The 22,663-nt window shown below is 66.6% G+C and carries 28 protein-coding genes; 13 read left to right on the plus strand and 15 right to left on the minus strand.

Annotated features, from left to right (window positions below; genetic code table 11):
• Positions 1–7 precede the first annotated feature (7 nt).
• Complete coding sequence (gene lpdA / locus JK358_RS15645) at positions 8–1,411, plus strand: dihydrolipoyl dehydrogenase (RefSeq protein ID WP_201948241.1); 1,404 nt, start codon at positions 8–10, stop codon at positions 1,409–1,411.
• A 66-nt stretch (positions 1,412–1,477) separates the two neighbouring features.
• Entirely contained in the window at positions 1,478–1,909 is a 432-nt protein-coding gene (locus tag JK358_RS15650) for a hypothetical protein (protein ID WP_201948244.1), read from the plus strand.
• 15 nt (positions 1,910–1,924) lie between these two features.
• Here JK358_RS15650 and JK358_RS15655 read toward each other — a convergent pair whose 3' ends face one another.
• Both JK358_RS15655 and JK358_RS15660 read right to left on the minus strand, forming a co-directional pair.
• Positions 1,925–2,392 carry a nucleoside deaminase gene (locus JK358_RS15655; protein ID WP_201948246.1) on the minus strand — a complete coding sequence of 156 codons (468 nt, stop codon included), beginning with the start codon at positions 2,390–2,392 and terminating at the stop codon, positions 1,925–1,927.
• Positions 2,393–2,400: 8 nt separating this feature from the next.
• Positions 2,401–2,844: a winged helix-turn-helix transcriptional regulator gene (locus tag JK358_RS15660; RefSeq protein ID WP_201948248.1), complete on the minus strand. Its 444-nt coding sequence runs from the start codon at positions 2,842–2,844 to the stop codon at positions 2,401–2,403.
• Positions 2,845–2,954: 110 nt separating this feature from the next.
• Here JK358_RS15660 and JK358_RS15665 point away from each other — a divergent pair, with 110 nt between their 5' ends.
• The gene (locus JK358_RS15665) at positions 2,955–3,803 is read left to right on the plus strand and encodes an SDR family oxidoreductase (protein WP_201948251.1); all 849 of its coding nucleotides are present in this window, start codon (positions 2,955–2,957) and stop codon (positions 3,801–3,803) included.
• Between the two features lie 70 nt (positions 3,804–3,873).
• Here the strand turns inward: JK358_RS15665 and JK358_RS15670 are convergent, their stop codons facing one another.
• Positions 3,874–4,251, minus strand: a complete 378-nt coding sequence (locus JK358_RS15670; protein WP_201948255.1) for a VOC family protein — start codon at positions 4,249–4,251, stop codon at positions 3,874–3,876.
• 136 nt (positions 4,252–4,387) lie between these two features.
• On the opposite strand from JK358_RS15670, the gene JK358_RS15675 reads away from it, so the two are divergent.
• Positions 4,388–5,008, plus strand: a complete 621-nt coding sequence (locus JK358_RS15675; RefSeq protein ID WP_201948257.1) for a hypothetical protein — start codon at positions 4,388–4,390, stop codon at positions 5,006–5,008.
• 24 nt (positions 5,009–5,032) lie between these two features.
• Positions 5,033–5,686: a GNAT family N-acetyltransferase gene (locus JK358_RS15680; protein WP_232851296.1), complete on the plus strand. Its 654-nt coding sequence runs from the start codon at positions 5,033–5,035 to the stop codon at positions 5,684–5,686.
• Between the two features lie 61 nt (positions 5,687–5,747).
• Here JK358_RS15680 and JK358_RS15685 read toward each other — a convergent pair whose 3' ends face one another.
• The 8 genes from JK358_RS15685 to ramB all read right to left on the minus strand — a co-directional run bounded on the left by JK358_RS15685 (position 5,748) and on the right by ramB (position 13,659).
• A complete protein-coding gene (locus JK358_RS15685; protein WP_201948259.1) occupies positions 5,748–6,287 on the minus strand; it encodes a carboxymuconolactone decarboxylase family protein in 540 nt (179 codons plus the stop codon).
• A 45-nt stretch (positions 6,288–6,332) separates the two neighbouring features.
• Positions 6,333–7,094 (minus strand): GntR family transcriptional regulator, encoded by a 762-nt coding sequence (locus tag JK358_RS15690; RefSeq protein ID WP_201948261.1) that lies wholly within the window; start codon positions 7,092–7,094, stop codon positions 6,333–6,335.
• Positions 7,095–7,108: 14 nt separating this feature from the next.
• Positions 7,109–7,801, minus strand: coding sequence for an urea ABC transporter ATP-binding subunit UrtE (urtE, locus tag JK358_RS15695; protein WP_201948263.1), 693 nt, complete (start codon positions 7,799–7,801; stop codon positions 7,109–7,111).
• On the minus strand, positions 7,794–8,576 hold the full coding sequence (gene urtD / locus JK358_RS15700; protein ID WP_201948265.1) for an urea ABC transporter ATP-binding protein UrtD: 783 nt from the start codon (positions 8,574–8,576) through the stop codon (positions 7,794–7,796). The genes urtE and urtD overlap by 8 nt, the downstream gene beginning before the upstream one ends.
• The gene (gene urtC, locus JK358_RS15705) at positions 8,573–9,775 is read right to left on the minus strand and encodes an urea ABC transporter permease subunit UrtC (RefSeq protein ID WP_201948268.1); all 1,203 of its coding nucleotides are present in this window, start codon (positions 9,773–9,775) and stop codon (positions 8,573–8,575) included. Before urtC ends, urtD begins: the two co-directional genes overlap by 4 nt.
• Positions 9,772–10,656 (minus strand): urea ABC transporter permease subunit UrtB, encoded by an 885-nt coding sequence (urtB, locus tag JK358_RS15710; protein WP_201948270.1) that lies wholly within the window; start codon positions 10,654–10,656, stop codon positions 9,772–9,774. Before urtB ends, urtC begins: the two co-directional genes overlap by 4 nt.
• A gap of 84 nt (positions 10,657–10,740) precedes the next feature.
• A complete protein-coding gene (gene urtA, locus JK358_RS15715) occupies positions 10,741–12,012 on the minus strand; it encodes an urea ABC transporter substrate-binding protein (RefSeq protein WP_201948273.1) in 1,272 nt (423 codons plus the stop codon).
• Between the two features lie 237 nt (positions 12,013–12,249).
• Positions 12,250–13,659 carry an acetate metabolism transcriptional regulator RamB gene (gene ramB / locus JK358_RS15720; RefSeq protein ID WP_201948275.1) on the minus strand — a complete coding sequence of 470 codons (1,410 nt, stop codon included), beginning with the start codon at positions 13,657–13,659 and terminating at the stop codon, positions 12,250–12,252.
• Between the two features lie 93 nt (positions 13,660–13,752).
• Between ramB and JK358_RS15725 the strand changes: the two genes are divergently transcribed.
• The gene (locus tag JK358_RS15725; RefSeq protein WP_201948278.1) at positions 13,753–15,288 is read left to right on the plus strand and encodes an ATP-dependent DNA ligase; all 1,536 of its coding nucleotides are present in this window, start codon (positions 13,753–13,755) and stop codon (positions 15,286–15,288) included.
• 37 nt (positions 15,289–15,325) lie between these two features.
• Here JK358_RS15725 and JK358_RS15730 read toward each other — a convergent pair whose 3' ends face one another.
• The gene (locus JK358_RS15730; protein ID WP_201948280.1) at positions 15,326–16,951 is read right to left on the minus strand and encodes a flavin monoamine oxidase family protein; all 1,626 of its coding nucleotides are present in this window, start codon (positions 16,949–16,951) and stop codon (positions 15,326–15,328) included.
• A 192-nt stretch (positions 16,952–17,143) separates the two neighbouring features.
• Here JK358_RS15730 and JK358_RS15735 point away from each other — a divergent pair, with 192 nt between their 5' ends.
• A complete protein-coding gene (locus JK358_RS15735; protein ID WP_201948283.1) occupies positions 17,144–17,536 on the plus strand; it encodes an SgcJ/EcaC family oxidoreductase in 393 nt (130 codons plus the stop codon).
• A 30-nt stretch (positions 17,537–17,566) separates the two neighbouring features.
• Here JK358_RS15735 and JK358_RS40025 read toward each other — a convergent pair whose 3' ends face one another.
• Together JK358_RS40025 and JK358_RS15740 are read right to left on the minus strand one after the other, a co-directional pair.
• Complete coding sequence (locus tag JK358_RS40025) at positions 17,567–17,689, minus strand: hypothetical protein (protein ID WP_269811815.1); 123 nt, start codon at positions 17,687–17,689, stop codon at positions 17,567–17,569.
• Complete coding sequence (locus JK358_RS15740) at positions 17,674–18,105, minus strand: hypothetical protein (RefSeq protein ID WP_201948285.1); 432 nt, start codon at positions 18,103–18,105, stop codon at positions 17,674–17,676. The genes JK358_RS40025 and JK358_RS15740 overlap by 16 nt, the downstream gene beginning before the upstream one ends.
• 271 nt (positions 18,106–18,376) lie before the next feature.
• On the opposite strand from JK358_RS15740, the gene JK358_RS15745 reads away from it, so the two are divergent.
• The 5 genes from JK358_RS15745 to JK358_RS40655 all read left to right on the plus strand — a co-directional run bounded on the left by JK358_RS15745 (position 18,377) and on the right by JK358_RS40655 (position 20,729).
• Positions 18,377–18,724: a hypothetical protein gene (locus tag JK358_RS15745; protein ID WP_201948288.1), complete on the plus strand. Its 348-nt coding sequence runs from the start codon at positions 18,377–18,379 to the stop codon at positions 18,722–18,724.
• A 175-nt stretch (positions 18,725–18,899) separates the two neighbouring features.
• Positions 18,900–19,838 carry a LysR family transcriptional regulator gene (locus tag JK358_RS15750; protein WP_201948291.1) on the plus strand — a complete coding sequence of 313 codons (939 nt, stop codon included), beginning with the start codon at positions 18,900–18,902 and terminating at the stop codon, positions 19,836–19,838.
• Positions 19,839–19,870: 32 nt separating this feature from the next.
• Positions 19,871–20,173 (plus strand): DUF6506 family protein, encoded by a 303-nt coding sequence (locus JK358_RS15755; RefSeq protein ID WP_201948293.1) that lies wholly within the window; start codon positions 19,871–19,873, stop codon positions 20,171–20,173.
• Between the two features lie 125 nt (positions 20,174–20,298).
• Positions 20,299–20,517, plus strand: coding sequence for a mycothiol transferase (locus tag JK358_RS40650; RefSeq protein ID WP_443677907.1), 219 nt, complete (start codon positions 20,299–20,301; stop codon positions 20,515–20,517).
• Positions 20,518–20,531: 14 nt separating this feature from the next.
• Positions 20,532–20,729 (plus strand): mycothiol transferase, encoded by a 198-nt coding sequence (locus JK358_RS40655; protein WP_201948294.1) that lies wholly within the window; start codon positions 20,532–20,534, stop codon positions 20,727–20,729.
• Between the two features lie 229 nt (positions 20,730–20,958).
• On the opposite strand, the gene JK358_RS15770 is transcribed toward JK358_RS40655, so the two are convergent.
• On the minus strand, positions 20,959–21,837 hold the full coding sequence (locus tag JK358_RS15770) for an endonuclease/exonuclease/phosphatase family protein (RefSeq protein ID WP_201948296.1): 879 nt from the start codon (positions 21,835–21,837) through the stop codon (positions 20,959–20,961).
• A gap of 329 nt (positions 21,838–22,166) precedes the next feature.
• Between JK358_RS15770 and JK358_RS15775 the strand changes: the two genes are divergently transcribed.
• A complete protein-coding gene (locus JK358_RS15775) occupies positions 22,167–22,433 on the plus strand; it encodes a hypothetical protein (RefSeq protein ID WP_201948298.1) in 267 nt (88 codons plus the stop codon).
• Positions 22,434–22,663 lie beyond the last annotated feature (230 nt).

The following is a 22,663-nucleotide window of genomic DNA, read 5'->3' on the forward strand; positions in this document are numbered from 1 at the left end:
CGACACCGTGACTTCCCACTACGATGTCGTCGTTCTCGGCGCTGGTCCCGGCGGTTACGTCGCCGCGATCCGTGCCGCTCAACTCGGCCTGCGAACAGCGATCGTCGAGCAGAAATACTGGGGTGGCGTGTGCCTGAACGTCGGGTGCATTCCGTCCAAGGCGCTGCTGCGTAACGCGGAATTGGCCCATATTTTCACCAAGGAAGCCAAGACGTTCGGTATTTCCGGGCAGGCGAGCTTCGACTTCGGCGCGGCGTTCGATCGCAGCCGCAAGGTGGCGGACGGCCGCGTCAAGGGCGTCCACTTCCTGATGAAGAAGAACAAGATCGACGAGTTCGACGGCAAGGGCACCTTCACCGGTCCCAAGGCGCTCTCGGTCGAGCTGACCAAGGGCGGCACCGAGGAGATCACGTTCGACAACGTGATCATCGCGACCGGCACCGTCACCAAGCTGCTGCCGGGCACCTCGCTGTCGGCGAATGTGGTGACCTACGAGGAGCAGATCCTCACCCGCGACCTGCCGGGCTCGATCCTGGTGGTCGGCGCGGGCGCGATCGGCATGGAGTTCGCCTACGTCCTCAAGAACTACGGCGTGGACGTGCGCATCGTGGAGTTCCTGGATCGCGCGCTGCCGAACGAGGACGCCGACGTGTCCAAGGAGATCACCAAGGCGTACAAGAAGCTCGGCATCACCATCACCACGGGTGCGGCCGTGCAGTCCATCGACGACGACGGCTCCAAGGTCACCGTCGCGATCAAGGACAACAAGTCCGGTTCGATCGAGACGGTCACCGTCGACAAGGTGCTGCAGGCCGTCGGCTTCGCGCCCCGCGTGGACGGCTACGGTCTGGAGAACACCGGCGTGCAGCTGACCGATCGCGGCGCCATCGCCATCGACGACTACATGCGCACCAATGTCGACGGCATCTACGCCATCGGTGACGTCACCGCCAAGCTGCAGCTCGCCCACGTGGCGGAGGCGCAGGGCGTCGTGGCCGCGGAGACCATCGCGGGCGCGGAGACCATGGCCCTCGGCGACTACCGCATGATGCCGCGCGCCACCTTCTGCCAGCCGCAGGTCGCCTCCTTCGGCCTCACCGAGCAGCAGGCCAAGGACGAGGGCTACGACGTCAAGGTCGCCACCTTCCCGTTCACCGCGAACGGCAAGGCGCACGGCCTCGGCGACGCCACCGGCTTCGTGAAGCTGATCTCGGACGCCAAGTACGGCGAACTCATCGGCGGCCACCTGATCGGCCCCGACGTCTCCGAGCTGCTGCCGGAGCTGACTCTGGCCCAGAAGTGGGATCTCACGGTCAACGAGCTGGCCCGCAACGTGCACACCCATCCGACCCTGTCGGAGGCGCTGCAGGAAGCGATCCACGGCCTCGCCGGCCACATGATCAACTTCTGAGGCCGCCCAACTCTGTGGGGTTTCTCATGGGTTCCCCAAAGTGTCCGGGGTGATAGCCTGAGCCGTGTGAACGGCCCGATGCCAGCGAAATCCACTGGCCTCGGGCCGTTTTCGCGTTTTCTGCTGAGTGCGCTGGTGGGTTGCCTCGCCACGCTGCTGATCGGCTGCGGCCTCTGGTTCGTGGACGACATCATCCTCGATGTGACCGATCATCAGCAGATTCCGCGGCCCGCGGATTCCGCCGTCAGCTATGCCGTGAACAGTGTCGGCATCGTCGAGCAGAAGAGCGGGCTGTTCAAGCGACACCTGAATTATCAGGTGTACGTGGGCTGCGAGGCGGGCATGGGGTACGGCCATGGCTTCGTCTTCGACAACGGCGATGACCCGCCGGTGATCAGCGCGGTGGGCTGGGAGCCCGGCGGAGTGCGCGTGCGCCTGTACTCCGGCCACGAGCTGTTCTTCCCGATCGAGCAGCAGAACCAATACTGCTGGCGCTGACCCCGGTGCGGGCGATCAGCCCAGGTACATCCGGCGGTGCAGCGCGTACACCCGATCGGTCAGCTCCGGAAACGGTCCTGTGACAGGCACATTCGGTGCGACCTGCTGAATCGGGAGCGGGCTCACCGGTCCGGGTGCGACACCGAATTCCGCGAGCCAGGCGGTGAACTGTTCGGTGGAGGCGGCGTAGACGATCGGGCCGAGCCCGACCCAGGCGTGCGCCGCCGAGCACATGGGGCAGTGCTCACCGGAGGTGTAGACGGTGGCTTTCGCGCGCTCCTCGGGCGTGAGATGCGCTGCGGCCCAACGCGCCAGCTCGAATTCCGGATGCCGCGTGTGATCCCCGCCCGCCACCCGGTTGCGGTCCTCGGCGAGGATGGTGCCGTCCGCCGCGACCAGGACGGATCCGAACGGCTCGTCACCGGCGTCCAGTGCCTCGCTTGCCAATTCGATGCAGCGCTCCAGATACCGCAGGTCCGACATCGCGCTCCTCAGTCTCGGTGGTAGTTCGCCTGGGCGGCTTGGATCTTCCCGATATTGGATTCCAGCACGTCGATGAGGTCGGCCAGGTGGTAGGCGACCTGTGCCCCCAGATCGGTGAGGGTGTATTCGACGTGCGGCGGGATCGACGTCTGGACTTCGCGGTTGATCATGCCGTCGCGTTCCAGGGCCTGCAGGGTCTGGGAGAGCATGCGCTCGCTGATGCCGTCGACGCGGCGGCGCAGGGCGCTGAACCGGTAGGGGCCCGCGCGGAGCGCGACCAGGGCGAGCACGCCCCAGCGGCTGGCGACATTGCCGAGGACCGGGCGGGAGAGGCAGTTGCGGGCGAAGACGTCGGCTTCAAGGGTGGGGTCGGCGTGATCGGCGGCAATGGCCTCGGGGTCCTCGGCCGGGTCGGGACCCGGGATTTGTGGAGAAAGAGGCCGCGTGGTCATGGGTCTAGGTTATCCGTCCCGGTTGCGATGGTGCGGGAATAGCTGGTACTTACTATTAGTTAGTACACGCAGAAGGTGCAGTTCATTCCCTTAACTACCTGGAGGAAGTCATGACCGTCGCGGTAACCGGAGCCAGCGGACAGTTCGGCCGTCTCGCCGTGGAGGCCCTGCTGAAGGAGGGCGCGGACGTGGTGGCCGTGGTCCGCGACCCCGCGAAGGCGGCGGATCTGGCCGCCAAGGGTGTCGACGTGCGGCAGGCGAGCTACGACGAGCCGGAGGCCCTGGACCGCGCCTTCGCCGGTGTGGATCGCGTGCTGCTGGTCTCGGGCACCGAATTCGGGCAGCGGGTCGCCCAGCACACCAATGTGATTCGCGCCGCCGAGCGGGCGGGTGTCGAATTGCTGGCCTACATCAGCATCCCGCACGCCGAGCGCAATCCGCTCATCCTCGCGCAGGAGCACTGGGGCACCGAGCAGGTCCTGGCCGACGCGTCCGTGCCGAATGTGGTGCTGCGCAACAGCTGGTACTGGGAGAACTACCTCGGCGGCCTGCCGCACGCCGTCGAATCAGGCGTGCTGCACGGCGCGGCCGGAACCGGCCGGGTCTCCGGCGCGGCCCGCGCCGACTACGCCGAGGCGGCCGCCAAGGTGCTGACCACCGACGGCCACGCCGGGCAGGTCTACGAGCTGGGCGGCGACGAGCACCTCACCTATGCCGATCTGGCGCAGGCGATTTCGACCGCCGCCGGTAAGCCGGTGCGTTACGAGAACCTGCCGCAGGCCGACTACGCCGCCGCCCTGGAAGCCGCCGGTCTGCCCGCGGGTTACGCCCAGGCCCTCGCTGACGCCGACAGCGGAATCGCCGACGGCATTCTGGATGTCACCAGCGGTGACCTGCAGAAGATCCTCGGCCGTCCCTCGACTCAGGCGGTCGAGGTGTTCCGCGCCGCACTCGCCTGATCAGGGCGGCGCACTCGATGGGCGGCAGGGTGAACGCCCTGCCGCCCATCGCTTTTCGCGTGCGGATCGGTCAGACCCACTGCACCAGCTGGATGATGATCCCGTTCGGATCGACGGTCTGGAAGTAGCGCTCACCCCACGACTCGGTTTCGATCTCCGTCACGATCGGCACGCCCTCGGCTCGTACGCGCTCGTATTCGGCGTCGATGTCCTCGACCACGAATACCACCAGCGTGCCCTGGCCGGCTGCGCCCGCGATCCGTTCGGGCTTGAAGGTCGACAGGCCCGTGCGCAGGTAGATGACATTGAATCCGGCGTCCTCGCGGGCGAGCGAGACGAAGCCGTCGGCGGCCATCTGCTCGGCGAAGCCGAAGTGGTCGATGAGGAACTTCGCCGAGGCGGTCGGGTCGGCGACGTTCAGCGACAGAGCGGAAGCGGTGATTTTCATGGGCCCTCCTACGGCGGCGATCAATCTCTATACGTAGTACGCTATACTTTGTATGGAAATTCCCGGGCGATTGCATCGTGATGGTCGTCACACTGGAAGTCGTCGCGAACGGCCGAGCCCGAGTAGCCTTGTGTCGGTGCGGTGGGTGCGTTTCCAGGGACATGGCGTCCAGCATTGGCTGGAGATGTCCGACAAGGGAGCGATCCTGCGCCGCATCGAATTCGACAGCGCCGCACCGGATCCGCTGCCCCCGCAGCTGCGTCCCGAGCGCAGCGACTATCCCGGCGCCGCCGTCGCCGCCGCCTCGATCACCGAATTCCTCAGCGTGCGTTCCCGATTCGGCGACAGCGGGGCATGGGTGTACGAGGCGCTGCGCGGCGATCCCGCGGTCGAGGCCGAACCGCCGTCGGACGCCACGGAAGTCACCTCCGACGAGTTCGACCACGCCTGGAACCACGCGGTCGTGCAGCGCAACTTCACACCGTGCGAGGGCGGCCCGCTGCCGGAGGGCTCCCGGGTGACCGGCACGGTCGAGGCGCTGCCGTGGGGGCCGGGGCAGACCGGCATCCTGGTCGACATCGGCATTCCGATTCCGGGTTTCGTGGACAAGGCGCACCTGCCGGGTGACCCCGGCGAGTGGCCGACCATAGGCGTTCGCGGCACCTTCAGGGTGCTGCAGATTCGCTTCAGTCAGTGGGAGGACACCGCCCGCCTGCAGATTCGGCTGGAGCCGATCGGCATTCTCGGGCGGCGGTGACGATGCAGGAGCAGAATTTCAGCTATGCCGAGATCCACCCCGGCAATCGTTGCCACCGAGATGTTCACCCGGGCGGCGCAGCCGGTGATCCCGGCCGGCGACGGTCTGGTGCTGCGGCCGTGGCTGCGCCGCGACGCCCCGGAAGTGTTCGCCGCGTTCCAGGACCCGGCGATCCGCCGCTGGCATGTGCGCACCGCGGATTCGGAGTCGGAGGCCGACGAGTGGGTGCAGTCGTGGGCAGGCGCGTGGAGCGGTGGCCTGGACGCCAATTGGGCTGTGGCCGATAGCCGTTCGGGGCGGATCGTGGGGCGGGCGTCCCTGCAGTACATGGTGCCGTCGCAGGGTCTGGCGGCGGTCGCCTATTGGGTGGTGCCGGGGGTGCGCGGCCGGGGCATCGCACCGCGCGCGGTGAACGCGCTCACCGACTGGGCCTTCCAGCAGGCCGGTTTCCACCGCCTCGAACTGCGCCATTCGGTGCACAACCCGCAATCCTGCCGCGTCGCGCTCAAATCCGGCTTCCGCCTCGAAGCCGTGAACCGCAGCGCCGGATTCCACGAGGACGGCTGGCACGACATGCACCTGCACGCCCGCATCGTCGGCGACAGTGCCGACGAGAACGCCCTGCTCGCCGCCGCCCCGACCGAGCCCTTCCGCGGCATCCGCAAATTCCGTGCCTGACCCTCCCGTCGTTCCACGCCGGGACGACGGGGGTGACGTGCTCCGCGATGACGCGGCGCTGTCAGTGATCGGGCTGGATGCGCAGCGCGGTGATGGTGCTGGCCAGTCCCTCGTACTGGTTGACCAGCAGCACGATCTCGATCAGCTTCGGCTCGCTGAACTGCTCGGACAGCGACTTCCACGCGTCGTCGGAGAGGTCGCGCGTGGTGACGAGCTCGTCGACGGCGGCGAGCAGCGCCTGTTCCTTGGCCGACCAGCCGGGCGCGCCCGGCCCGCTGCGCACGCGCTCCAGAATCTCCTGGGTCACGCCCGCCCGCTTCCCGAGCCGGATGTGGTGGTCCATCTCGTACTGACACTGCCGCAGATGCGCCACCCGCAGGATCACCAGCTCGGTCTCGTACCGGCGCAGCTTCCCGCCGGGCATCAGTCGTCCGGAGTAGTGCAGCCACCCCCGGAAGATGCCCTTGGCCTGTCCCAGCGTGCTGAACAGATGAGCGTCGTCGGTGCCCGCGGCGCGTGAAAGCACCTGCCAGACGACCCAATTGACAGGTCCCAGCTCGCGAAGGCGGCCGGGTGCGATGCGTGGCTGCTCTGACACCATGGGGCCACGCTAACAGCCCGTCTGAGTCACTGCCAGTACCGACTGTCAGTCACGCAGGGCGCGAGCCAGTTTGGTCAACCGCAGCGCATGTTCAGCACGCGCCAGCACATGATCACGCGAGGTGGCGATGTGCGCGATCAGCGCGTTCAGCGCTTTCTCGAGGTCACCGGCGAGCAGCTGCTCCGCAATGCTGATGTGGTCGTCGGTCATGGTCGAGATGCGGTCCGGGGTAGGTATATCCAGCGCCCGCACCGGCCGCACGCGGGCGTGCACGGTGCCGAGTGCCTCGGCCAGAGCGGTATTGCCGGAGGCCGTGAGAAGAGCGGAGTGGAACCGCTCGTCGGCGGCGATCAGCGCGGCACCGGGCTCCGGCGGATGCTCACGCAGATGCCGCCAGGTGGCCAGCTCGGCGCGCACCAGATCCCGATCGTGCGGGGCGGAACCCGTTGCCGCCGTCGTGTTCTCGGCAGTGCACCGCTCGACGTCGGCGCCGTCGCGGGCCGGGTCGCCGACGCCGCGTTGCCGCTGTATCCCATGGGCCTCCAGCAGAATTCGGAGCTCGTAGAGGTCGGCCAGCTCCTCCACGCGGGGCCGGTAGGGGTAGAGCCCGTCGGAGTGGCGTTCGACCAGGCCGTCGGCGAGCAGCCGGGCCAGGGCCTCGCGCACCGGGGTGCGCGAGACGCCGTAGGTCTCGGCGAGGCGTTCCTCGCCGAGCCGTTCGGTGGGCACCAGCACCCCCGCCGCCAGATCCCGCTGCAGGGCCCGATACACCCTGTCCGACAGCGGGATACGCCCCCTGTGTGCCATGTCGGCGCGCCCGGTCAGATGGCCATCGCCAGCCGGACAGCGGATTCGGCGCCCGCGCCGCCCGCACCGGACGAGGTGATCCGGCCCGACTGCAGCACGTAGTACTGCTGGGCGGCCTGCAGCGCGAAGCCGATGTGCTGCTCGACCAGCAGCACGCTCAGGCCACCGCGATTGGTGAGTTCGATGATGGTGCGCTCGATTTCGGCGACCACCGAGGGCTGGATGCCCTCGGTCGGCTCGTCCAGGATGAGCAGCTTCGGTTCGGTGATGAGCGCGCGGGCGATGGCCAGCTGCTGACGCTGACCGCCGGAGAGCAGGCCCGCCTTGCGGGTGAGCAGGTCCTTCAGCGCCGGGAACAGGTCCAGCGCTTCGGCGACGAGTTCCTTCCCGCGTTTGCGCCCGTCCGCCACGACCTGCAGGTTCTCCATGGTGGACAGCTGCTGGAAGGACTGCTGCCCCTGCGGCACATAGGCGATGCCGTGCTTGACCCGCTTGGACGGCGACATCTTGGTGATCTCGGTGCCGTTGAACACGATTCGGCCCGATTTGGCGGGCAGCAGGCCGACGGCCGCACGCAGCAGCGAGGTCTTGCCCGCTCCGTTGTGGCCCATGATGGCGGCGACGCCGTCATCCGGAACCGTCAGGGACACACCGTGAATGACCTCGGTTCGCCCGTAACCCGTGTGTAGCTCGGTGATTTCAAGCATCGGCGCTCTCCAGTTCCTCGGTGCTCGGCGGCAGTTCGCCCGCGGCCGCGGTGCCGAGGTAGACCTCCTGCACCTTGGGGTCGGCCTGCACCTGTTCGACGGTGCCCTCGCTGAGCACCCTGCCGCCCGCGAGCACGGTGACCGAGGAGGCGAAGGCACGCATGAAATCCATATCGTGTTCGACCACGATCACCACGCGCTTGTCGCCGATGCGGCGCAGCAGGTTTCCGGTTTCCTCGCGTTCCTCGGCGCTCATCCCGGCGACGGGTTCGTCGAGCAGCAGCACGGAGGCGTTCTGCACCAGCAGCATGCCGATCTCCAGCCACTGCTTCTGGCCGTGCGCGAGGATGCCGGCGGGTTTGTCGCGCAGGGCGGTGAGGCCGGTGATCTCGAGCGCTTCCTCGATGGCGGGCAGCACGGACTTACGTTTGCGCAGCAGGGTGAGGGCGGACCGCCCGGCTCCGGCCGCGATATCGAGGTTCTGCAGCACCGTGAGCTGTTCGAAAACGCTGGCGGTCTGGAAGGTTCGGCCCACGCCGAGCCGCGCGATCTGATGCACCTTCTTGCCGATCAGCTCGTCGCCGGACTTCTGCGCCGAGCCGGTGGCGGGCACCAGCCCGGTGATGGCGTCGATCAGCGTGGTCTTGCCCGCGCCGTTGGGACCGATGAGGAACCGCAGATCGCCCTGCAGCACCGTCAGATCCACATCGGTGACGGCCTTGAAGCCGTCGAAACTCACGGAGAGGCCGCGGATTTCGAGGTATACCTCGCTCATCGTGCTTCCACCTTCTCTTCGTCGGGCTCGTCCGCGGACTTCTCCGGCACCGGGTCGCCGGTGGTCATCACCGAGGCGGTGATTGCTTCGGCGGCCGTCAATCCCGCGGCGGGAGTGGGTGTCTCGGGCTTGGCGGGCCGGACGCGCTCCAGCAGCTGCTTGCCCAGCACGCCGAATCCGGCCAGCCCGGCGGGGATGAAGCCGACGACGACGATGAACAGCGCGCCCTGGAAGTACACCCAGCCGGAGGGGAACTCCTCCGAGAACGCGGTCTGCGCCCAGGCCACGCCGATCGCGCCGAGCACCGGGCCGAGAAGCGTTGTGCGCCCGCCGATCGCGACGCCGATCAGGAAGGCGATGGACGGCACCACGCCGATGTCCGCGGGGGAGATGATGCCGACGATCGGGGTGAACAGCGCACCCGCGATACCCGCGAAGAACGCCGCCACCACATACGCGACGATCTTGATGTTGGCCGGGTCGTAGCCGAGGAAGCGCACCCGCTCCTCCTGATCACGCACGGCGACAAGCAGTTCCCCGTACCGGCTGTGCATGAGCTGACGCGCGATGGCCACCACCGCCAGCAGCGCGCCCGCCGCGATGAAGAACAGCATCCGCCGATTGATCGGATCGTCGAGCCGGTAACCGAAGAAGGACCGGAAGTCGCTGAGCCCGGTGAACCCGCCGATGCTCTGCTGTCCCGTGAGCAGGATCGCCAGCGCCGCGGCCAGCGCCTGACTCAGGATGGCGAAGTACGCGCCCTTGACCCGGCGCTTGAACACGCCGAACCCCAGAATGAGCGCCAGCAGCGCGGGCAGCACCAGAATTCCGAGAATCGCCACCAGCGGCGATTCGAAAGGCTGCCAGTAGGACGGCAATTCGTCGATGCCGGAGATCACCATGAACTCCGGCACGTCGTCGCCCGCCTTGGCGGCATCGGCCATCTGCATGTGCATGGCCATGATGTACGCGCCGAGTCCGAAGAACACGCCCTGCCCGAGGGTGAGCATGCCGCCCCGCCCCCAGGCCAGGCCGATGCCGACGGCCACGATGGCGAAGCACAGGAACTTCGCCAGCAGGCTGAGCCGGAAATCGCTGAGCATCGCGGGCGCGACGCCGAACAGGATGACGGCGGCAATCGCGAAGCCGCCCAGGGCTTTCAGAGAAGAGTTGGCGTTCAAACGCTGGAGAGTGCTCATGCCAGGCTCCGGGTGCGGACGGTGAACAGGCCCTGCGGGCGCACCTGCAGGAAGATCACGATCACCACGAACACGATCACCTTGGCGACCGACGCGGTGGTCGAGTACTCGACGAACGAATTCAGCAGGCCCATACCGAAGGCCGCGATGACGGTGCCCTTGATCTGCCCGAGCCCGCCGATGACCACCACCAGGAAGGCGTCGACCAGATAGCTCTGCCCGATGGTCGGGCTGGTGGAGCCGATCAGTGTGAGCGCCACACCGGCCACGGCCGCGAGCCCGGATCCGATGAAGAACGTGCTGAGATCGGTGAAACGGGAAGATATGCCCGAGGTTTCGGCCAGACTGCGGTTCTGCACCACGGCCCGGATCCGGCGTCCCATGGGCGTCGCCTTGAGTGCGGCGGCGAGCGCGACCACAGCGGCCACCGCCAGCACCATGATGAAGATGCGGGTCTTGGGCACCACGGTGCCCGCGATCTCGATACCGCCGGTGAGCCACTGCGGAATGTCCACCTGCTTGGCTTGCGCGTCGAAGATGTCGCGCGTGGCCTGCTGGAGTATCAATCCGACGCCGAAGGTGACCAGCAGCGTGTCCAGCGGCCGGTCGTACATCCAGCGGATGAGCCCGGCCTCGAGGGCCGCGCCCAACAGCCCACCGACGATGAAGCCGGCGAACAGCGAGATGATCAGTGCCACCCCGGTCGACGAGACCACCTGCTGCACAACGAATGTGGTGTAGCACCCGGCCATGATGAATTCGCCGTGCGCCATATTGACCACGCCCATCTGACCGAAGGTCAGTGACAGGCCCAGAGCGGCGAGCAGCAGGATCGAGCCGAGGCTCAAGCCCGTGAACAGCTGTCCGACAGCGACTTCCATTGTGAATACCTCTGTGTCGTGTGCCGTACGGCCGGTGCGGGAGTCCCCGTCCCGCACCGGCCGCCCCTCATCGGCTTTCCTGGATTACTTGAGCCCGGCAGCCCATTCGTAGGACTTCAGGTACGGGTCCGGCACCACGGCCTTGCCGGAATCCCACACCGTGTAGATGAGGCCGTCGGCACGGATCTCGCCGATGCGCGCGGTCTTGGTGATGTGGTGGTTGGAGCCGTCGATGGTGACGGTGCCCTCGGGGGCCTCGAAGCTGACGCCGTCGGCCGCGGCCTGAATGTCGGCCACCGCGAAGGACTTCGCCTTCTCGACGGTGTTCTTCCACAGGTAGACCGAGGCGTAGGCGGCTTCCATCGGGTCGGAGGTGGGCTTCTCGGCGCCGAAGGCGGCCTTGTAGTCGGCGACGAACTTCTTGTTCACCGGGGTGTCGACGGTCTGGTAGTAGTTCCAGGCGGTCAGCTGGCCGACGATGTTCTGCACGCCGATGCCCGCGACCTCCTCCTCGGCGATGGACACCGAAACCACCGGCATGTCAGCGGCTTTCAGGCCCGCGTTGGCGTACTCACGGAAGAACGCGACATTGGAGTCGCCGTTGAGGGTGTTGAACACCGCGCCCGCCTTGGAGTTGCGGACCTTGTTGACGATGGTGGAGAAGTCGGTGGAGCCCAGCGGAGCCAGGTCCTCACCCTTGATCTCGATACCGTTGGCCTTGGCGTACGCCTTGATCTCGCGGTTGGCGGTCTGCGGGAAGACGTAGTCCGAGCCCACCAGGTAGAGGCTGGTGATGCCCTTCTGCTTCAGGTAGTCCAGGGCCGGGATGATCTGCTGGTTGGTGGTGGCGCCGGTGTAGAAGATGTTCTTGGAGTCTTCCAGGCCCTCGTACTGGACGGGGTAGTAGAGCAGCGAGTTCAGGTTCTCGAACTTGGGCTTCATGGCCTTGCGGCTCGACGACGTCCAGCCACCGAAAACCGCTGCGACACAGTCGGAGCTGATGAGCTTCTCGGCCTTCTCGGCGAAGGTCTTCGGGTCGGACGCGCCGTCCTCGAGCACCAGTTCGATCTTCTTGCCCAGCACGCCGCCGGCCGCGTTGATCTGATCCACCGCGAGCTTGGTGGAGTTGGCGACGGTCACCTCGGAGATGGCCATGGTGCCGGTGAGCGAGTGCAGGGAGCCGACCTTGATGGTGCTCGCCGACGTGTCGACGCAGGACTTGGCGGCCGAACCCGCGGGATCACTGTCCTTGGAACCACATCCGGACACCAGCGCCACGGAGAGCGCCAGCGCGGTGGGGATGGTGATCGCCTTGATCAGACGCCGAGCGCGATCTCGGCCGAGGGAATCTTGCATGGGGGCGGACCCTTCTCACTCACGATCTTCGGCGACGCCGCTGCGCCGCTTGCGAATACCGGTGCGTATACAACCGCTGTATTCGTGGTGAGAAAGGTAAACGGGAAGTGTTGCGCTGGAATGTCTCTCGATGACAGTCCGATTGCCTGTGTTGCGCAGACGTGAATTTCCGCTCACCGCACCGGGATCGGAACGATGAGTTCGGCTATAACCGCAGGTCGAATGCGGTTGCGGGACCTACTGGATCACGTAGGGCGAGATGGAGCTGCGGTGTTCGCTGATGTCGAGCGACTTGCCGAGCGGGGGGAAGGCGCGCTGCGGGCAGCTGGAGCGCTCGCAGACCCGGCAGCCCGCGCCGATCGGAGTTGCCTTGGGCTCGTTGAGATCCAGGCCGTCGGCGTACACGACGCGGCCCGCGTGTCGCAGTTCGCAACCCAATCCGATAGCGAAGACTTTGCTGGGTTCGCCGTAGCGGGTGGCGCGGCGTTCCACGGTGCGGGCCACCCACAGGTATTTGCGGCCGTCGGGCATCTGGGCGATCTGGGTCATGATCTTCGCGGGGTAGGCGAAGGTTTCGTAGACATTCCAGAGCGGGCAGGTGCCGCCGCTGGAGGAGAAGTGGAAACCGGTGGCGGACTGGCGTTTCGACATATTGCCCGCGCGGTCCACACGCACGAAGGAGAAGGGGACGCCGCGCAGTTTCGGGCGCTGCAGGGTCGAAAGCCGGTGGCAGATGGTCTCGTAACTCTGCGTGAAGAAGGCGGACAGCCGCTCGATGTCGTAGCGGAAGTCCTCGGCCACCTCGTGGAATTGGCCGTAGGGCAGCACGGTGGCCGCCGCGAAATAGTTGGCCAGGCCCAGTTTCGCCAGCACGCGGGACTCGTGGCTGGAGAAATTGCCCTCCTCCACCAGCTTTTCGATGAGGTCGCCGCACTCCAGGTAGGCGAGTTCGGCGGCGAGTTTGAACACCCGCTGGCCGCCGGACAGGTGCGGAGCGATTTCCAGGCGGCGGGTATCCGGGTCGTAGCGGTGCAGGACACCGTCGCCGAGGTCGATGCGTTCCACGATCTGCACGCCGTGCGCGGTGGTGAGGCGGCGTTGGATCTCGCGTTTCAGGTCGCCGCCGTGGAAACGCATGCGGGTGGCGAGTTCCTCTGCGGCGGTATCCAATTCGTGGATGTAGTTCTGGCGCTGATAGAAGTAGTCGCGCACTTCCTCGTGCGGTTTGGAGATGGCTCCCGAACCGCTGCCGTCGGCGAAGCGGTCCTCGGTGGCGGCGGCGAGCTGTGCGGTGGTATTGCGATAGCGCCTGTGCATATTCACCATGGCGCGCGCCAAACCCGGGTGCGCGGAAACCATTTCGGCGATTTCCTGAGCGTCCGCCTCGATGGCGAGCTCCTGGTCCATCACCACTTCCTGGAGTTCGGCAATGAGACGCGTATCGTCCTGTGAGGAGAAGAACCCGGCGTCGACGCCGAACACCTCGCTGATGCGCAGCAGAACCGGTACGGTGAGCGGGCGGACGTCGTGCTCGATCTGATTCAGATAGCTCGCCGATATCTCCAGCGACTTCGCGAGCGAGACCTGGCTCAGCCCGCGTTCGGTACGCAGCTGCCGTAGCCGCGCGCCGACGTAAGTCTTGGCCATGTGCCCAGTTTATGACCGCTTTCGCAAACATGCCAATCGAGAATTAACAGCTCTGCTGAGCAATCTGTCACACCGGCGGGTTACGGTCGGATCGTGCTGTTGTCGCAAGTAGTGCAGGCGTCGCAGACCGTGCGTGCGACCACCTCGCGCAAGATCAAGATCAAAACGCTGGCCGAGCTGCTCGCCGAGGCCGCGCCGGACGAACTCGCCCAGGTCGTGGCCTGGGTTTCCGGGGAGCTGCCGCAGGGGCGGATCGGGACGGGCTGGCGGACTTTGACCGCCATGCGGGTGCCCCCGGCGACCGAGTCGAGTCTGAGTGTCGGTGCTGTCGACGCCGTATTCGGTGAGCTCGCGACAGTCAACGGGTCGGGATCCACGGCTCGCCGCAAGGAACTGCTGACCGGATTGTTCGCCGCCGCCACGGCCGACGAACACGAATTCCTGCTCCGCCTGCTGACGGGGGAGATGCGCCAGGGCGCGCTGACGGCGATCGTCGCCGAGGCCGTGGCCCAGGCCTTCGACGTGCCCATCGCCGCCGTCCGCCGCGCCCACATGCTCTCCGGCAAGCTCCCCGTGACGGCCCTGGCCGCGCGATCGGGTGGTCTGGAGGCGCTCGAAGCCTTCCGACTCGAGGTGGGCCGCCCCATCCAGCCCATGCTCGCCTCGCCCGGTGCGGCGCTGGACGCGGCTCTCACCGAATTCGACGGCGACGTCAGCATCGAACACAAGATGGACGGCGCTCGAATTCAAGTGCACCGCAACGGCGACGAGGTGCGCGTCTTCACCCGCACCCTGCGCGACATCACCTCCGGCGTCCCCGAACTGGTGGGCCGCGTCCTCGAATTGGATTGCACCAGTGTGGTTCTCGACGGCGAAACGCTGGCCCTGGAAGACTCCGGCCGCCCCCGCCCCTTCCAGGAAACCATGTCCCGCTTCGCCGCCGACCCCGCCGTAGCCGAAGCCAACTCCACCCGAGAACTCCTCCTGCACCCGTACTTCTTCGACTGCCTACACCTGGACGGCGTAGACCTCCTCGACGCTCCTCTGCGCGAGCGCCGCGCGGCCCTGACGAAAGTCGCAGGCCCGCTGAGCATTCCGGCGCTGATCGCTCCCGACGAAGAGGCTGCGGCCGAATACTTCGACGGCGCTCTGGCCGCGGGCCACGAGGGCATCATGATCAAATCCCTCTCCGCCCCCTATGCCGCTGGCCGTCGCGGCCGAGCCTGGCAGAAAATCAAACCCACCCACACCCTCGACCTGGTGGTCCTGGGCGCGGAATGGGGCTACGGCCGTCGCACCGGCTACCTCTCCAACCTCCACCTGGGCGCCCGCGACCCCGAAGGCGGCGACCCGATCATGGTCGGCAAAACCTTCAAGGGCCTCACCGACGCCCTACTCCACTGGCAGACAGCCGAATTCCCCCGCCACGAACGCGACCGCGACGAACACACCGTCTACCTCTACCCCGAACTCGTAGTCGAAATCGCCATAGACGGGGTCCAAACCAGCCCCCGCTACCCCGGCGGCATAGCTCTGCGCTTCGCCCGCGTAATCCGCTACCGCCCCGACAAGGAACCCGCCGAAGCCGACACCATCACCACCCTCCGGTCCCTGCTGCCGGGCGGGTGAGACCACGCCACCGGAATGCGTTCCGGCGCACCGTGGTTCAGGCCGTGCGTACGCCCAGCTCCCGACATGCGCGGGCGGCGCTTTCCAGCGCTCCTTCGATCCAGGCGCGGCCCCGGGTGGAGGTGCTGTCCCCGGCGAAAGCCAGGCGGCCGTCCATTTCCGTGGTTCGGGTGTCGGGCCCGATCTCGACGGCCTGGCCGGGCAGGTAGACCGCGGCCTCACCGTCGGCCCAGCGGTCCGAAGCCCAGGAGTGCGAGGCGAATCCGCCGGTCCAGGTCTCGCGTACGCGCGGCCCGTGCACTTCGGTGAGGTGGGCGAGGCATTCGGCGGCGCGCTCGGCCGGCGGTAGCGCATCCCAGGCGCGGGCGTCGTCGGACCAGGTGTAGGAGGCGATGACGACGCCACCCGCGCCTTCGGGATGGGAGGGGTAGACGGTCAGCCGGGGCGGCGCGTCGGTGACATCGATGCCGCCGTGGCCGGGCCACCAGCGCTCGGAGAACTCCAGGAAGGTCTTGGTCGCGGCGTCGTAGTGCAGTTCGGCGATGGCGCGCCGCTTGCCATAGGACAGTGCGGGTGCGAAGGACATGTGCCGCAGCAGCGTGAACGGTGCGGTCACCAGTACCCGATCGGCGTCGACGGTCACCTCGTCCGGACCGTAGGTGACGCGCATCCGATGGCCGCGGCCGTCGATGGCCGTCACCTCCGCGCCGGTCATGATCTCCGCGCCCGCGGCGCGCGCCGCGGCGGCCAGCGCGGTGGTCAAATGCTCTGTACCACCGACGATTTCGACGATATCGGTATTCGGCGCGAGGTTGTATGCCGTCATCAGATTGTGCGTCATGCTCAGTGCCATGCGCGCCGTGAGCCCCTCGGTGGACCCCACATAGTCGAGGTGCGCCTCCGAATTCCCTTGCCCGAGCAGCCATTCCCGCAGCGATACCTCGTCGTAGCGGGCCAGATAGTCCGTCCATTCCCGCACCCCGGCCCCCGGACCCACGCCCGCCTGGGTGAGCGCATCGTCCAGAATGGCCCGCCCACGCTGCGCTCCGATCCCGAACAGGGTGGTGATCGGCGCGGGATCCCTGTCGTATTCCGATCGCGTCACCGACACATCGCCGACGGTGATCCGCCGCTCGGAATGATGCATGAGGAACGGCCGAGTGGCGACGCCGAGCTTGTCCAACACCCCGGTGACCAGCGTGTGCGAAGTGGGGATGCGCATGGCCCCCGCCTCGCCGTGCCCGCCGGTACGGGCGAAGGGTTCGCGCAAGGTGCGGATGCGCCCCCCGATCCGGTCCGCACCCTCCAGCACCCGCACCCGATGACCAGCCCGCGCCAGCACCCAGGCCGAGGCCAGTCCGGCAACCCCCGCCCCCACAACGACGACCTCACCCGCGTCCGCCTGCCGCCGCGGCCCCGCCCCGCCCAGCAGTTCCTGATACCGCGCAAGCAGACTGCCGCCATCCTCATCGACACCAACGATGTCCCGAGCCACCATCCGGGCCCGATCCACCCTATGAGCAGGCACCTCGGCCGCTACCGTCCGGACCGGGTCCTCCCGATCGGTGACCAACACCCCACCCGCCGCCCCCAGCGCCACCCCCATCGCGCCGACCGCGCCCATACGCAGAACGTCCCGCCTGGTGCGAGTGTCATCGCCCACGATTGCAACTCCCCGGATAGAGGAAACAATTGCTGCAAGTTTGCACCACGAAGGTTCCAAAGGCGCTCATCGCGCGCCGGAATTTCGAATTGCCGGTCGGCCAGCGAAACCCCCTGCCCGGTCGGCTTTACCTGAAGCGCACTCGAGGTTCTAACCTCGCTTGTACTGCGTCAAACCGACCGAGGAGAAGCGATGACCACCGCTGCGGCAGCAACAGTGCTGGAACAGTACGAAGCAGCCTTCAACACCAACGACGCCGACGCCATGAACGCATTGTTCTGGGACGAAGCAACTTTCGTGAACTTCAGCGGCAGTGTGTCCACCAATCGCGCCGACCTGCTGGCCAAACAACGCTTCGTCTTCGCCGAAAACGGTCCCCTGCACGACATCAGCGTCCGCTACGACGTAGAACGAACCATCGAACTGGCACCATCCTTCGTGCAGGTGGTCGCGCGGCAACACAGCCGCGATACCAGCGCCTCCACCCCCGACCCGATGCACGGCGTCATCATCCTGACCCTCGAACAGCGCGAAAGCGAATGGCGTATCCGCACTGGCCAGAACACCCCGGTGAGCGTCGTTTAGCGCCATCGGGCACAGGTCGCCATTCACGAATCAATATGCGGCACTGAAGTATTCGTTCACGGTCCAGGTCTTCGCGCGGAGTTCGGGGTGCTGCGGGTCGTCGGTGACGGTGATCGTCGCGCGGGCCAGGTCGATCTTCATACCGTCGGCCACGAACTGCTGGCTGTTGGCGGTAAGGTGAAAAAGGTGCCTTCGAACGGGTCCGGGCGCAACCCCGGGGCCGATGCGCGCATGACGCGGGTGCCGGTTCGGTCCTCGCACACCACGAATCGCTGGTCGCCGCCCGCGCGAGTGCCCTGGACCGTGGTCACCGGTCGGCCGGTGGTCTGCCCGACCAGCAGGACCAGGCGTTCGGGGTCCTTGCAGCGGGCGAACGAGTCGCGGTAGCCGTACGCGTCGGTACCGGCGGGCAGTGTGCCGTCGGTCTGTACCGGGGCGGCGGTTGTGGTGGTCGGCGGTGTCGATGAGCGCGACGACGTGACAGCGGATTCCTGACCGGAACACGCCCCCATCGAGCTGATCACCGCGGCCCCCGCCAATGCCGCAAAGCATTTCCGTGCCGAGATCATCCACGGAGGCTAGCAATCCAGACGACAGGAGGGAGCGTGCTACGGTTGCGGCCCTGTATTGATCTTCGGGGGCAGGGTGCGATTCCAACTGGTTGTGTGTGCGTTGACCGTCACGGTGACCGGTGGGCTTTCCGCAGGGTGTGGCCAGCCGGTTCCAGCGGCACTCCCCGTGTGCGACAAGACATTCGACTTCCGCGCTGGAGTAGAGCCACTGGGACCGCAGAGCACGCTGTGGACCGAGATTCGCAAGGCGGCCGAAGGCGCCGAACCGGTGACTTTGGCAGAACTCACACGGCTGGCCGGCTGGGCCGAAGGAACCTGGGACCGGATGGTGCATGTGCCCGCGGACGCGACGGCAGCGGAACTGAACGCGGCCTCCGGCATCTCCGATTTCTGCTGGTCCAATATGCCGCAGAGCTGGTCGATCAGCGTGGAGCAGACAATTCGCGACGGAAACCTGCTGTTCGTACCGGGCACGACCCCGCTCCAGTCGGTATTCGTGAGCGACATCTCACGCACCATCGAACTCGGCGACAACCCCCTGGAAGTGGTCCACCCGAATACTCTTCTCACGCCGAAGGACCACTACAGCGGCCGACGGCTCACCACCGTCGAGTAACCCGCCCCCTCTCCTAACATCGCCCACCCTCTGAGCGGGGCTCCTGGAACGAATGTCGAGGTACACGGCAAGGTGACCTGACCATTGGGAAACGCGACCGTGGTGGTCCGGTAGAGATTGGTCAGCCCGATCGCCGCCGAGTTCGGCGACGGCTGAAATGCGTTAGCGTCGTCGAGTGGAGCTGCGTCAGTTGCGATATTTCCTCGCGGTGGCCGAGGAGCGCAATCTCACCAGGGCCGCCGACCTGGTCGGGATCCGGCCGACCTCGCTGAGCCAGCAGATCATCGCGCTGGAACGCGAGCTCGGTGCCGCGCTGTTCGTACGCACCGCGGCGGGAATGTCGGTGACACCGGCTGGACTGCGACTGGTGCCGCACGCGCAGGCAGCGGTGGACGCTACACGCTGGGCACAGCGTGCGGTGCGGGAGAGCCACGCTCTTCGTGTCGCTGTGACGCCCGGAGCGCCGCCCCAGTTCGCGGCAGCGATCTGGCAGGCAGCGGGGGATCCGGCCGCCGAGATCACCGATATGCAGACCGCAGAACAGCTTTCGGCGCTGCGGGCGGGAACCCTCGACGCCGGAGTGCTCCTGCTGCCCACCGACCTGGCCGGACTGGAGCATGCGGTCGTCGCCGATGTCGAGCTCGGTGTCGTAGTCGCGGACGGGCACCGGCTGGCACAGCAGCAGGCACTGCGATGGACCGACCTCGAGGGCAGCGCACTGCTGTGGTTCGCGCGTTCGGCGGCGCCGGGCTACCACGACGCCGTCCGCGAATCCTGGACGCGCGCGGGCTGGCAGCCCGCCGCGATTCGCGAGAGTTCGCCGCGCCGAGCGTTGTTCACCGCCGAACTCGGTTTCGGAGGCGATGTCCTCGCTCTCCGCCCGGCCTGGGATGTCCGCCCCGGCGACGGATTGTCGTGGATTCCGTTTGCCGCCGAGGCAGCCCGCATCCGCTACGCCCTCGTCTGGAACACAACGGATTCCGCCGCCGCCCGCTACCGCGAGATAGCGGCTGACCTGGCGTGTGCGGTTCCGCCACAGGCTCATCCGGTACCGCCTCGTGGACAGGCCACCCGGCGATCGGCTCAGATGGAGAGCGATCAGGTCACGCCCTAGCGCGGCCGAACCACACTTCGAGAGGTACCGAGATGGCGCTCACCGCATGGGGATTCATCTACACTGCGTCCGGCAGTGATCCGGCTCGGGAAACGGTCGTCGAAACTCCCAGCTGCCGCTCGGTATTCGTCGGAGTGAACGATCCCAGCCAGGTGGTCGACGTGGCGCGGCGACTGGTCGAAGGCGGCGCGCAGTTGATCGAACTGTGCGGTGGTTTCGGCCCCGTCTGGACCGCCCGGGTGATCGAGGCGGTCCAGGGAGCGGTGCCGGTGGGCGCCGTGGCCTACGGCACTGAGGCCGTCGACCAGGTGCACGCGCTGTTCGCCGACCACTGACCGAACCGGTGTCCTGATGGCGAACCACCGGACGATCAAATGGCGAACGATTCGGACTGCTGCTCCTCGCCACCGGAAATGCCTTCTGTAACAGTCGGTGTCGCTATCCCGCAGTCGCAGGACGGATACTTCGCACGTGGAGAGCTGAATCGCTCACGGCCGACCAGCTCCGCCCGCGGGCCGTGGAGCCGTCGCAATTGTCGCTGATCGGATTGGTCCGCCACCCGACCGACGTCGAACTGGGCTGGTTCACCCGCATCTTGTCCGGCGCGGATACTCCCTTCGTCCACTGGCGCGCCGACGCACCGGACGGCAACGATTTCCACGTCGAAGACGCGACGTAGAAGAATCACTGCGGTTGTGGCACAACACATATGCCCGATCCCGTGAGACCGCCGAGGCCTGCGAATCGCTCGACACTTTCGGGATACATGAGCCGACCGGCGACCGATTCAGCTTGCGCTGGATCCTCACCCACATGATCCAGGAATACGCTCGGCACAACGGGCACGCCGACCTCCTCCGCGAGCGAATCGACGGCCAGACAGGCACATAACAGCGTTCCCACCCCATGAGTCCACGTCATCCGCACATCCACGCCGCTTACAAAGCCGTTCGGGACAGTCAGACCGGGCCCGCCGTACGCACCCTCATGCCGAGTTTCGTGCATCCAACTGGTCCATAAGGGCCTCCTTGCAGCCCTCTGGCTACTCCGTGGATCTCGGGAGTGAGGGTGTTTGGCCTCTGGAATCAGAACGGAGCGTTGAAGTGTCGACTTGCCACCGTCAGCCCCAGGCCCCGGGCGCCCGGACAGGTGTAGTGAGTTCGGCGACTACGCCGTAGTGGTCGCTGGCTTGAACCTCATCGCGGGGCTTTACCCCGATCAGGTCGACGGACTGCACCTCGAGCGTGGGCCCGAAACTCCCTCCTCGCACCATCACGTAGTCGATGCGCCGCCCGGCCGCGGAGAACATGTCGCCGCGGGCTACGAGCGGGTTGTCCGGGGTGAACGTATGCCCGGGATCGTTGGGGCGCAGGGCTTCCCACGCGTCGTGATAGCTGACGCTCATCCCTGCCAGTGACTGTCGGCCGGTCCAGAACCGTATGCTCGACGAGTCCGGGCCGGCGTCGAAATCGCCGACAAGGACAACGTGCTCCTCTTGGTCGCCGAGGACCTTTTCGATGAATCGGGCCGCCTCGACCGCCTGCAACTCCCGTTCATGTTCGTAGTCGAACTGGAAGACCGGTTTGTGGTGGACGACATGCAGTGTTCCCAATGGCTGTGGAGCACGGATTTCGGCGACGACCACTGCCGACCAGGGGTACACGGCCGCGCGAGCGGTGACGCCCAGGTCGTGTTCGTGAATCTTGTCGATCGGCCAGCGGCTGGCCAGCGTCAATCCCACGCCGTCAGGCGTTGTCCGAGAGTGCCACGCGACGTGCCAGCCCGGGCCCAGCAGGTCAGAAATGCCCTGGTCCCGATCCGCACCGGCATCGACCTCTTGGAGAGCGACGATGTCGGGGTCGGTTGCTCGTAGGTGTTCTGCGACAACCTTCTTCCGGAGGTGCCAATCAGCAAGCAGTGGCGACAACACATTGAAGGTTGCTACTCGCACCGATTCTCGGGATATCGCGGGGCTGGTGCTCGGCTTCGGATCGATCACGATGGATATGTTCTCAGAGCCTCGTATTTCGGTTGTCCCGCAGGAACTTCAAACCCGACATGCGGTGACCCTCGCCGACGAACCCGGATGTGCCGGAGTCAAGGGCCGGGTCGGCCTCTTTCAGCAAACACACCAATCTGCCGCATTCCGCGCGGTGCGTGGAAACCAGCGCGGTCTGGCTGAAGATCAGCGGCCCGAGGCAACTCGGGCCGTTCTGATACTCGCGCTGTCGATTGCCGAAGGATCGTCCGTTGTAATCAAGAGCGGTACAGGGTCATTCGACTGCCGCTACCCTCCCTTCCGTAACCCGTCGGCGAGGAAGGCGTGTCATGGCAGAGAAGGAAGCCCCGCTGGAGAACCCCGGTCTCGTCGAGGTGACGCCTGGTGACGCTCAGCGCGGAGAAACAGCGACACTGTCGATCTTCTACCGCGACGGACGTCCGGTGCTCATTGCCACGGCGGGAACAGTTCTTCCGACCGTAATCGAAGTTGTGGACGACCAAGGCCAGGCTATCGCCGCCTATGCGACCACGACCGAGCAAGTCGGCACGCAGACCAGGTTCGGCGAGTTCGACTGGCAAGGATCGATGCGGTGAGCCGCGAACGGTGACCTGTCTCGCCGCCTTCACCTCTGGGCGTGGCAGCGATCCGAACCAGGCCGTGAAACATCCGATTCTGCCGCGACCCGGGCGTTCGGAACCGGCCGCGGGCTTGCTATGACCGGTGCTCTCGGTGTGTGCGCGGCTCGTGTGGTCGTGATCCGCTTCCGCGAAACCCACCACACTCCCGCCGACGTGACCGCTCGCCGCGTGATCCGCCGTCCTGC

The sequence above is a fragment of the Nocardia acididurans genome (genome assembly GCF_016741815.1).
GTDB lineage: Bacteria > Actinomycetota > Actinomycetes > Mycobacteriales > Mycobacteriaceae > Nocardia > Nocardia acididurans.

What these genes read in the sequence shown, in the direction of transcription:
- JK358_RS15655 (WP_201948246.1), bottom strand. Translation starts at nt 2,392, where the DNA reads ATGTCGGACCTGCGGTATCTGGAGCGCTGCATCGAATTGGCAAGCGAG.
- JK358_RS15660 (WP_201948248.1), bottom strand. Translation starts at nt 2,844, where the DNA reads ATGACCACGCGGCCTCTTTCTCCACAAATCCCGGGTCCCGACCCGGCC.
- JK358_RS15665 (WP_201948251.1), top strand. Translation starts at nt 2,955, where the DNA reads ATGACCGTCGCGGTAACCGGAGCCAGCGGACAGTTCGGCCGTCTCGCC.
- JK358_RS15670 (WP_201948255.1), bottom strand. Translation starts at nt 4,251, where the DNA reads ATGAAAATCACCGCTTCCGCTCTGTCGCTGAACGTCGCCGACCCGACC.
- JK358_RS15680 (WP_232851296.1), top strand. Translation starts at nt 5,033, where the DNA reads ATGCCGAGATCCACCCCGGCAATCGTTGCCACCGAGATGTTCACCCGG.
- JK358_RS15685 (WP_201948259.1), bottom strand. Translation starts at nt 6,287, where the DNA reads ATGGTGTCAGAGCAGCCACGCATCGCACCCGGCCGCCTTCGCGAGCTG.
- JK358_RS15690 (WP_201948261.1), bottom strand. Translation starts at nt 7,094, where the DNA reads ATGGCACACAGGGGGCGTATCCCGCTGTCGGACAGGGTGTATCGGGCC.
- urtE (WP_201948263.1), bottom strand. Translation starts at nt 7,801, where the DNA reads ATGCTTGAAATCACCGAGCTACACACGGGTTACGGGCGAACCGAGGTC.
- urtD (WP_201948265.1), bottom strand. Translation starts at nt 8,576, where the DNA reads ATGAGCGAGGTATACCTCGAAATCCGCGGCCTCTCCGTGAGTTTCGAC.
- urtC (WP_201948268.1), bottom strand. Translation starts at nt 9,775, where the DNA reads ATGAGCACTCTCCAGCGTTTGAACGCCAACTCTTCTCTGAAAGCCCTG.
- urtB (WP_201948270.1), bottom strand. Translation starts at nt 10,656, where the DNA reads ATGGAAGTCGCTGTCGGACAGCTGTTCACGGGCTTGAGCCTCGGCTCG.
- urtA (WP_201948273.1), bottom strand. Translation starts at nt 12,012, where the DNA reads ATGCAAGATTCCCTCGGCCGAGATCGCGCTCGGCGTCTGATCAAGGCG.
- ramB (WP_201948275.1), bottom strand. Translation starts at nt 13,659, where the DNA reads ATGGCCAAGACTTACGTCGGCGCGCGGCTACGGCAGCTGCGTACCGAA.
- JK358_RS15735 (WP_201948283.1), top strand. Translation starts at nt 17,144, where the DNA reads ATGACCACCGCTGCGGCAGCAACAGTGCTGGAACAGTACGAAGCAGCC.
- JK358_RS15740 (WP_201948285.1), bottom strand. Translation starts at nt 18,105, where the DNA reads ATGATCTCGGCACGGAAATGCTTTGCGGCATTGGCGGGGGCCGCGGTG.
- JK358_RS15755 (WP_201948293.1), top strand. Translation starts at nt 19,871, where the DNA reads ATGGCGCTCACCGCATGGGGATTCATCTACACTGCGTCCGGCAGTGAT.
- JK358_RS15775 (WP_201948298.1), top strand. Translation starts at nt 22,167, where the DNA reads ATGGCAGAGAAGGAAGCCCCGCTGGAGAACCCCGGTCTCGTCGAGGTG.